General features: G+C 47.5%; 8 protein-coding genes. 6 read left to right on the forward strand and 2 right to left on the reverse strand.

Going from position 1 to position 7,925, the window contains the following annotated elements; all coding sequences use genetic code 11:
* From ACKI61_RS01825 to ACKI61_RS01845, 5 genes are all read left to right on the forward strand, one after another.
* A partial coding sequence (locus tag ACKI61_RS01825; protein WP_407456105.1) for a DnaJ C-terminal domain-containing protein occupies window positions 1-792 on the forward strand: 792 nt, incomplete at its 5' end.
* Window positions 793-912: 120 nt separating this feature from the next.
* The gene (locus ACKI61_RS01830) at window positions 913-1,533 is read left to right on the forward strand and encodes a DUF6088 family protein (RefSeq protein WP_407456106.1); all 621 of its coding nucleotides are present in this window, start codon (window positions 913-915) and stop codon (window positions 1,531-1,533) included.
* Window positions 1,534-1,731: 198 nt separating this feature from the next.
* Window positions 1,732-2,199, forward strand: a complete 468-nt coding sequence (locus tag ACKI61_RS01835; RefSeq protein WP_300085104.1) for a DUF3990 domain-containing protein — start codon at window positions 1,732-1,734, stop codon at window positions 2,197-2,199.
* The gene (locus ACKI61_RS01840; protein ID WP_407456107.1) at window positions 2,183-2,623 is read left to right on the forward strand and encodes a hypothetical protein; all 441 of its coding nucleotides are present in this window, start codon (window positions 2,183-2,185) and stop codon (window positions 2,621-2,623) included. Before ACKI61_RS01835 ends, ACKI61_RS01840 begins: the two co-directional genes overlap by 17 nt.
* Before the next feature lie 113 nt (window positions 2,624-2,736).
* Window positions 2,737-2,865, forward strand: a complete 129-nt coding sequence (locus tag ACKI61_RS01845; protein WP_407456108.1) for a hypothetical protein — start codon at window positions 2,737-2,739, stop codon at window positions 2,863-2,865.
* Window positions 2,866-3,004: 139 nt separating this feature from the next.
* Here the strand turns inward: ACKI61_RS01845 and ACKI61_RS01850 are convergent, their stop codons facing one another.
* Both ACKI61_RS01850 and ACKI61_RS01855 read right to left on the reverse strand, forming a co-directional pair.
* Window positions 3,005-3,673 carry a hypothetical protein gene (locus ACKI61_RS01850; protein WP_407456109.1) on the reverse strand — a complete coding sequence of 223 codons (669 nt, stop codon included), beginning with the start codon at window positions 3,671-3,673 and terminating at the stop codon, window positions 3,005-3,007.
* A 34-nt stretch (window positions 3,674-3,707) separates the two neighbouring features.
* Complete coding sequence (locus ACKI61_RS01855; protein ID WP_407456110.1) at window positions 3,708-7,433, reverse strand: fibrobacter succinogenes major paralogous domain-containing protein; 3,726 nt, start codon at window positions 7,431-7,433, stop codon at window positions 3,708-3,710.
* A gap of 272 nt (window positions 7,434-7,705) precedes the next feature.
* Between ACKI61_RS01855 and ACKI61_RS01860 the strand changes: the two genes are divergently transcribed.
* Window positions 7,706-7,925 (forward strand): flavodoxin family protein (locus ACKI61_RS01860; RefSeq protein ID WP_407456111.1); only part of this gene is annotated, 220 nt, incomplete at its 3' end.

Genomic DNA, 7,925 nt, shown 5'->3' on the forward strand with positions numbered 1-7,925 from the left:
AAGGCCGGGCCTCCGCGCGGAAACGACTTGCAGATCAAGGTGGCGCTCAGTTACAAGGAAATCTTCGAGGGCTGCACCAAGAAGGTTCGCCTGAAACGCTACACACCATGTACGGAATGTAACGGCAAGGGCGGCCAGGACATCAAGGAATGCAGCACCTGCCATGGAACGGGCCGTGTACGCCGTTCTACGGGCGGATTCTTCCAGATGATTACCGAAAGCGCCTGCCCCATCTGTAACGGCATGGGCGAAGTCATCGCGAAACCGTGCCCGCATTGCCACGGCGAGGGCCGCGTGCAGGAAACGGAAGAAATCTCCATCAAGATTCCGGCGGGCGTTGCCGAGGGCCAGTACCTGAACCTGCGTGGCGAAGGCAACTGCGGGCCTCGCGGCGGTGCCTGCGGCGACTTGCTGGCGGTGATTGCCGAAAAGCCCGACGACTTCTACACCCGCGAAGGCGACGATTTGCACTGCGAAATCAAGGTGCCGGTCCACAAGCTGGTGCTTGGCGGAACGCAGCGAATCCCGACGCTGGACGGTAGCGAAGTGCAGATCAAGATTGCGGCCGGAACCCAGGCCGGGAGCATCTTGCGCCTGCGCGAACAGGGCCTGTACCCGCTGAACAAGCGCGGCGACCGTGGAAGCCTCTACGTGAACATCGGCGTGGAAATCCCGAAGGACCTTAGCCGCGAAGAGAAGGAACTCTACCAGAAACTCGCGGAACTCAGGCACGACAAGGAAACCGCGCAGGAAGAGTCTTTCCTCGAGAAGATGAAGAATCTGTTCAAATAGACGAGAGAACGCTCACTTTGAGAAAACATCCCCCGGCATTGAAGTGTCGGGGGTGTTTTTTTACCCATTGACAAACACTTTTTTATTATATATATTAAAAAGTGTTAATGAGGGTGCAAAATGCTTTTGGAATTCTTGAAATCAAAATTCGGGCCGGGAAAACCAATTTTCACCGAAGACGCCGAGCCGCTTGGGCTTTCGGCTGGTAATCTGCGACAGCAATTCAAGAAACTGGTCGATGCGGGCGAACTTTCGCGGTTTGAGCCTGGGGTTTACTTCTTGCCCGACCCCAACCACGAATACTACCCCATGTCGTCGAACATGGTCGCCGAGTACAAGTATATCACCGATGGCGATGAAATTTACGGTTATTATTCGGGTTACACCTTCGCTAACCAGTTGGGATTGTGTCTGCAGGTGCCGTATAAGGCAGAAATCGTCACGAACAACACCACAGCCATCGCGCGCGAAGTGAAGGTCGGAGAAATTCCATTTTACATCCGTCGGGCCAAGGTCGCCGTCACCAAGGAAAACCGCAACGTACTCCAACTTTTAGACTTGCTTAAAGATGTTGAAGAATATACGGACTACTGCTGCGAGGAAGAAGCGCCCGACATTATCCGCAGGCATATCTTGCGCAACAAGATTCTCCGCGCCGACGTAGATAAATACATCGAAAACTTCCCACTAAAAACATACAAGTATATCTACGACTTGAGGCTTTACGATGTACTTGCATGAAAACAAGGGCACCATAGCCTCCCTGCAGAAAATCATCGACCTGGGCGTTTTTGCGTAAACCGCCATATAAAATCCCCAAACAAGAGCCAACAATTGGTCTGATACAAAAAAATCATAATCTGAAAACAAGTCTTTAAATTAGATCGGTATTTTCAGTATATAACATTATTTTTCGGGATATTTTATTATATTAAAGTCATGCTCATTTACCATGCAAGCAAACAAATCGTGGAATTGCCCGAAATTCGAAAGACAAAGTTCACCAAGGACTTTTCTTGGGGTTTCTATTGCACGAATGATTTTAGGCAAGCAGTGCGGTGGGCAAACCGTGGTGAAGGAACTCCATACGTCAATCACTATGAATTTACGGATTCAGGCTCACTGAAGATTCTGAAATTCGAAAGGATGACCGACGAATGGCTCGATTTTATAGCAGCCTGCCGTAATGGAGGCACCCATCAATACGATGTTGTCGAAGGTCCTATGGCAGACGACACCGTTTGGAATTTTGTGAACGATTTCTTGACAGGACGGATTAATCGAAAGCAGTTCTGGGCATTGGCAGAATTCAAATACCCTACACACCAAATTAGTTTTCACACGCTTTCGGCTCTAGCATGCCTGAAGTTCTTGAAATTCGAGGTTAAGCATGACGGAAGCAGATAAAGACGATTTGTTCTATGTGTGTTCACTGGTTGAATTTATTGCCCGCAAGACAAAGAACAAGCGCGGGGTGGTCGCAAACAGGCTTGGAGTTGACGGTTTTGCCAAACAGCTGAAAGACGCCCAGGTGAACCATTGCCTAAGTTTCGAGCAGGTCGGCGAAGAAATTGTGGACCAGTACAAAATCCCGCAGGGCGATTTTGAATCTGTAGAGAACTGCAAATACGATATTCCCTCCTATACGGACATCGGCAACCTGTATTGCATCATGGTTCTCGACTGCGCAAAGAACGGAGATGAAATCGAAACCGCCATCAAGATTTTCACCTCCCCCATTAGCGACTACATCTCCAACTTCAATTCGGACTGCTATTACCAAAATCCGAGCTACCTTGAAGAATCCTTCAAGGCAGGGAAGCTGCTGTAATACATCAGCGATAAGCACAAATGGCCAAATAAAGGGAGCCAGCGATTCTATATTCAATCCGCCTTTGAAATATCAACCGCTGAGAAACGCGAGCAGGAGAAGAGAAATCCCTGGTGAACCTGACGGACGGATTTAAGCGGATTATCGTCGTAAAAGACGTTGTCAAGCCGCATTACGACGACGACGGAATTCTTGTTGTCGGCTTACTGGATTTTTTGATGCAAAAGGAATGGAACGCCTGAGTGACGTTTGGGCGTTCCCCACGCAAGCGTGGGGCGGGCTGTCGCGTTATCGGCTCGCCCTGCTTCGCCGTCCGTTCAGCTTCGGCTCCTTACAGTCACCGAATCCGAACCCTTCGGGCCTCCAGCACTAACGCGAAGCTCAATCTCTTCTTGGTATTTTTCCGAGGGGACGAGGCTGCATCCGAAAAGCCCATGGTCTGTTATTATCATATAGAGGTGCAGACGGATGTTCTATAAAATAAATATCTATCGTTTTTCCTGCTACCAGAATTTTTTTTCGATCTTGATCATAACCAGGATCCTTTACTTGAAATACATTCAAAAAAATACTTTGAGCAATAAATCCACAAACCACAATTTCCTTTAAATTTGAAAATAACTTTAAAGAGCTTTCCAAACAAATCTGATATGTTTTCGGAAATGAGGCTTTGTTTTCTTCCCAAAAATTATTTAGGCCTTGATTATGCTCATCTCTACTTTTGCGCCCTAAAGATGAATCTAAACATTTTATATGTTTCCAGAATAGTTCATCTGCATCCAAGCCATGCGTTAAAGACTCGTCCAAAGGAAACTTGAAGGTTTCAAACAGAGCATATTTTCTTGTTTGCGGATTGTTGTGTTGAATCAAGTCTCCTATGGCGATATCGGAATGTTGAATTAAAACTTCAGACATCTTTTTCCCGGTCTGTCCCATACAAGGGTGTTCCCAATACAATTCTTCTTCATAGGGGGACTCTAGGATAAAAAGTGTCTCAACATCATTTTCAGCACCATCAGAAAAATACAAGTGTTTTGGTAATCTATCCATAATTTTGTTCCTTATTTCGTTGACGCTTTACAACCTAGTCCTGTAAGCAACGAACTGTGTAGCCTTTTTCCTTGCGGGCGTAGATGAAGTACGCACTGCCCCCATCCAAGCGCCATAAGTCGGTTAAAATGCTACTCTGCTCCGTGGCACTCCAGAAGAAGGCGCTGTAACCACAGTTGCCGAAGCCACCATCATCGTCACTGTAGCCTGCTGGGAGCGCAGAGAAACCATATCCATCAGTCGCTTTTTTCCACATTTCAAAACCTTGCGCCTGCATTGCGTATGCAGAAGATCCCATCGCAGAATACAGAGTTGTCCATTCAGTATATCTCGGCAAATGCCACCCCTCGGGGCAAATTCCACGAACAGGGTAAGTAGGCGAACAGGATCTTTCATAACCACAATTCTTCCCATTAGTAGAGAAAGTCCCCGCACTGTCCATGGCGGCAGCCCAGTTGTAAAGACGACCATACTTGGCACAACTATCCAAGCTATTGTTATAGCACCAGTTTCTACCCTTCATGCTCGGGTAATTAACAGTGTCTGAATAATTTAGGTTTTGCGCCATCCATTTTTGTGTTCCAATGACAATCGTTTTATAGGTTTTCAAATCTCTTTCGTCAATCAACGAACCATATACGATGACAAAACCCGTCCAGTTACTATTTTTACAAGTGTAGACGGAATCCTGTTCTTCGGATATTTGTTTTCTTATCCTATAATTTTCTGTATAACTTACACATCCCTTATTCAACGAAAGTTCCATTTCGTTAGCCACTCTAAATAAACCGGCATCGCACACATATTTATTTTCAGCAACAACTTCACCATCTACAATAGTTCCGTCTTTAGAACAGGTTTTTCCGTATGTGTCATATTCAAGTACAGTTGCCTCAGTCCAATTTTCTGATTTGCAGATGTAATAAACATCGTTCAATTTTTTAACATCACCATTTCTCGACTCAGTGCAATAGCCTAACCCATACTCGGTAACGGAAATCTCTTTCCATACTTTATTTTCGCAAATGTAATACTTATCGTTAAGATACTGTTTATTATTTTCTGTATAATTTACACATCCCTTATTCAACGAAAGTTCCAATTCATTCGCTGTTCTAAATACACTTGCATCACACACATATTTATTTTCTGAAACAACTTTTCCACTTACAATAGATCCATCTTTGGGACAATATTTTTTGTATGTATCATACTCCAATACTGTAGACTCGGTCCATCCATCAGACTTACAGGTATAATAAGTCGTTCCCGATTTTCCAACTTCATTCAAACGATTTATCACACACGCACCTAAATCATACTCAATTTCGTTCGCACTTGCTCGCCACGCCCCATCCTCATACACATAGTGGTTTGATGAATTTACAGAACCCGGTTTCATTTCTCCTTCAGTTCCTGCTTTCCAGCCATAAGTATCATACTCCAGTGCGGTCGCCGTCACCCAACTCCCTGACTTGCAGATATAATACACATCGTTCAAGTTCTCGACAACCCCACTGTTTGAAGTGGTGCAATATCCAAGTCCATACTCTTCAGCGGTTATCTGCTTCCAAGCCATGCTCTCGCAGATGTAATACTTACCACTCTGAATATGCTTTTCGTCACTTCTGCTAGCGACACAAGCACCGAACTCATATTCCATATCATTTGCCGTAGCACGCCACGTCCCATCTGCATACGTATAATGATTAGACGAAATTACCGACCCAGATTTCACTTCACCATCCGTTCCTGCGGTCCACTGATAAGTGTCATACTCTAGGGCCGTAGACAACACCCATCCACCTGATTTACAGGTGTAATATTTATTGCCAGACTTACCAACTTCATTTAGTCGGCTGGTTACACACGCTCCGAGATTATTTTCTATCTCATTGGCACTTGCTCGCCATGCCCCATTCTCATAGACATAGAACTTGTCCTGGTTCACCTTGCCCGCGCGAACTTCGCCATCATCACCCTTGCCGAACCCGTCGGTATCGTATTCAAGAACAGTCGCTGTGCGCCAGTTCTTGTCTTCGCAGATAAAATAAGTTTCATCAATTTTCGCAATCTCCCCCGCACGGTTTGTGGAGCAAAGTCCCAAGGCAGTTTCATTCTTCGCAACCGTCCACTTGCCATTTTCAAACACGTAGTAAGTCGCCGTCACGTTTCCTTTCTTGACTTCGCCCTCTTCACCGTCGGCCCATTCGTAGGTATCCTTCTCGAAATCGGTCGCCTTCTGCCAGCTGGTCACCTTACAGATGTAATGGACGTTATAGTTCTTGCTCTTTGAGTTCTTGTTTTGCGCAATTACGCCGGACCTTGTCGCAGAGCAGCCGCCCAGTTCGTAGGCATTGTTCCAGTAAATGGTCAGGTAGTTTTCGTAGTCGGGAATGTCCAGGATGTTCCAGCTCTTCACGTTGGCCCGCACGGAACCGCCGTCAAAAGCTTCCGCCCAGTCCGCCATGTCCGCCTTCATCTGCCCATTGTCCCACTCTCCGTCTTCCGCCAGGTCGCTCTTGAAACTATTAATCGCATTCTGGATTTCGGCTTCGCTTCTGTCACCAATGAAAAGCAACGAAATCGCCATCAGTGTGGCGTTCTCCCCATAATTTTCGCTGGTCGATGGCACGAATGTTTTTAGGTCTTCGGAATACTCCACCGTCGTCGCAAAACCTAACGCCGTCATGATTTCATATTCTGCCTGTTTCTTGGCGGCGAACACGCTGTAGCCCTTGTTCACCAGCTGTACGGCGCGGTCGTATTCCAGGTGGGTCAGCAGGTTGATGTTCACCTCGGTGCGGCTGGTCAAATCGGTCAGGGCGCGGAGCGTCATGGAATCCTTGCTCCATTCGCCGGTCACTTCGTTGCGCCACAGGCCACGGACTTCAAGCACCGCGTAAGGGTAAACCAGGTTCACCTTCGGAATCACGAAGTCGCCCTTGTTGCTGGAAATCTCGTCGATATATTCGCGGCCCGTGTAGGTCAGTGCGTCGTCGTGCAAAAGGACTTCGCGGAGCGTGAGGGGCGAATCGAACTTGAACGGCCCCTTCTGTGCAGCTCCCAGGATGGACGCGTTCTTCACGATATAGCCGTCGGCGGTCTCGGGCACCCACTTTACGGAATCGCATTTGAAGAAGACGGAATCCTTCTTGACCAAAACGCGCTGCTTGGCGTTGCCTGCGTGGCACTGGGGTAAGTCTTCCTTGGTAGGAACGATGTCGTAACCCAGATAGGTATCGTCCTTTGCCCAGCCATTTGCCTTGCATGTAAAGTAAGAGGAATCGGCCAGCACCAGGGCGCGTAGGCCAATGAGGCTTGCATCGCAGGTGCCGAGTTGCTCCCTTGTGGTGACCTCGATGTAGGATGTGCGGGCCGATGAACTGGAACCGCCGTTCAGCGGGTCGTCCACTGTGGAACTGCTAGATTCCGGGTCGTTGCCCGGAACGACGCTGGAGGAAGACTGCGCCGGGTCGGGATTCTCCGGCAGGGTCGTGATATCGAGCCAGTTGTTGCCGGAACACAGGTAGTCGATGGACTGCGCCATGACATACACGGTATCCCCTTCGCGTTCGGGGGTGCAGGCTCCCAGGTCGTAGATGGTGGAAACTTCGCGAACGGGGACATCTTCTGCTCCGCTGGACTTGCTGCCGCTATCGACTCCGCAGGCGGCAAGCACAAGGGCCGCCATGGCTCCTATCGCTACGCTCCAGGATGACAGGCGGGTAAATGTCGCAAATGATTGCTTCATAGCCATGACGGCCTCCATCGGTTAAAACCTGTGGAGTTTCGCCTTGTCCTCGGTTTTAGAAACTGTCTAGATTTCGTTTAGAGAACAAGAGCAAAAACTCTCTATATTTCCGATTTAAATGTAATTTAAATTCAAGTCAAACGCACCAAAAATTTACAAAAGGTGCGAATTTGGGCTAAAAAATGATTTTTCGTTCTTTTAAGTAGCATTTTCTAGATTCTGGGGTGTTTAACAAGGGAAAGTTTTATAGAAGAACGTTTCTTTTGGATGGATACACAATGAGAAAAGTGGTCGTTTTGAATGCAAGCCCGCGCAAAGACGGAAATATTAGCCAAATGCTAAATATCATGGGCGATGCCCTGTTTGAAAAAGGCACCGAGGTAACCATCATTGATGTCTGCAAGTTGGAATTTCGTCCGTGCATTGGCTGCATGAAATGCCGCAGCGCTCACGATTGCGTGATGCCGGAGGACGATGCGAAGCGGATTTTGCGCCTGG

The organism is Fibrobacter sp. (assembly GCF_045601785.1).
GTDB lineage: Bacteria > Fibrobacterota > Fibrobacteria > Fibrobacterales > Fibrobacteraceae > Fibrobacter.

Bases quoted from the DNA above. Each gene is read 5' to 3' on its own strand.
- ACKI61_RS01855 (WP_407456110.1), bottom strand. From the start codon at position 7,433: ATGGCTATGAAGCAATCATTTGCGACATTTACCCGCCTGTCATCCTGG.
- ACKI61_RS01840 (WP_407456107.1), top strand. From the start codon at position 2,183: ATGACGGAAGCAGATAAAGACGATTTGTTCTATGTGTGTTCACTGGTT.
- ACKI61_RS01835 (WP_300085104.1), top strand. From the start codon at position 1,732: ATGCTCATTTACCATGCAAGCAAACAAATCGTGGAATTGCCCGAAATT.
- ACKI61_RS01850 (WP_407456109.1), bottom strand. From the start codon at position 3,673: ATGGATAGATTACCAAAACACTTGTATTTTTCTGATGGTGCTGAAAAT.
- ACKI61_RS01830 (WP_407456106.1), top strand. From the start codon at position 913: ATGCTTTTGGAATTCTTGAAATCAAAATTCGGGCCGGGAAAACCAATT.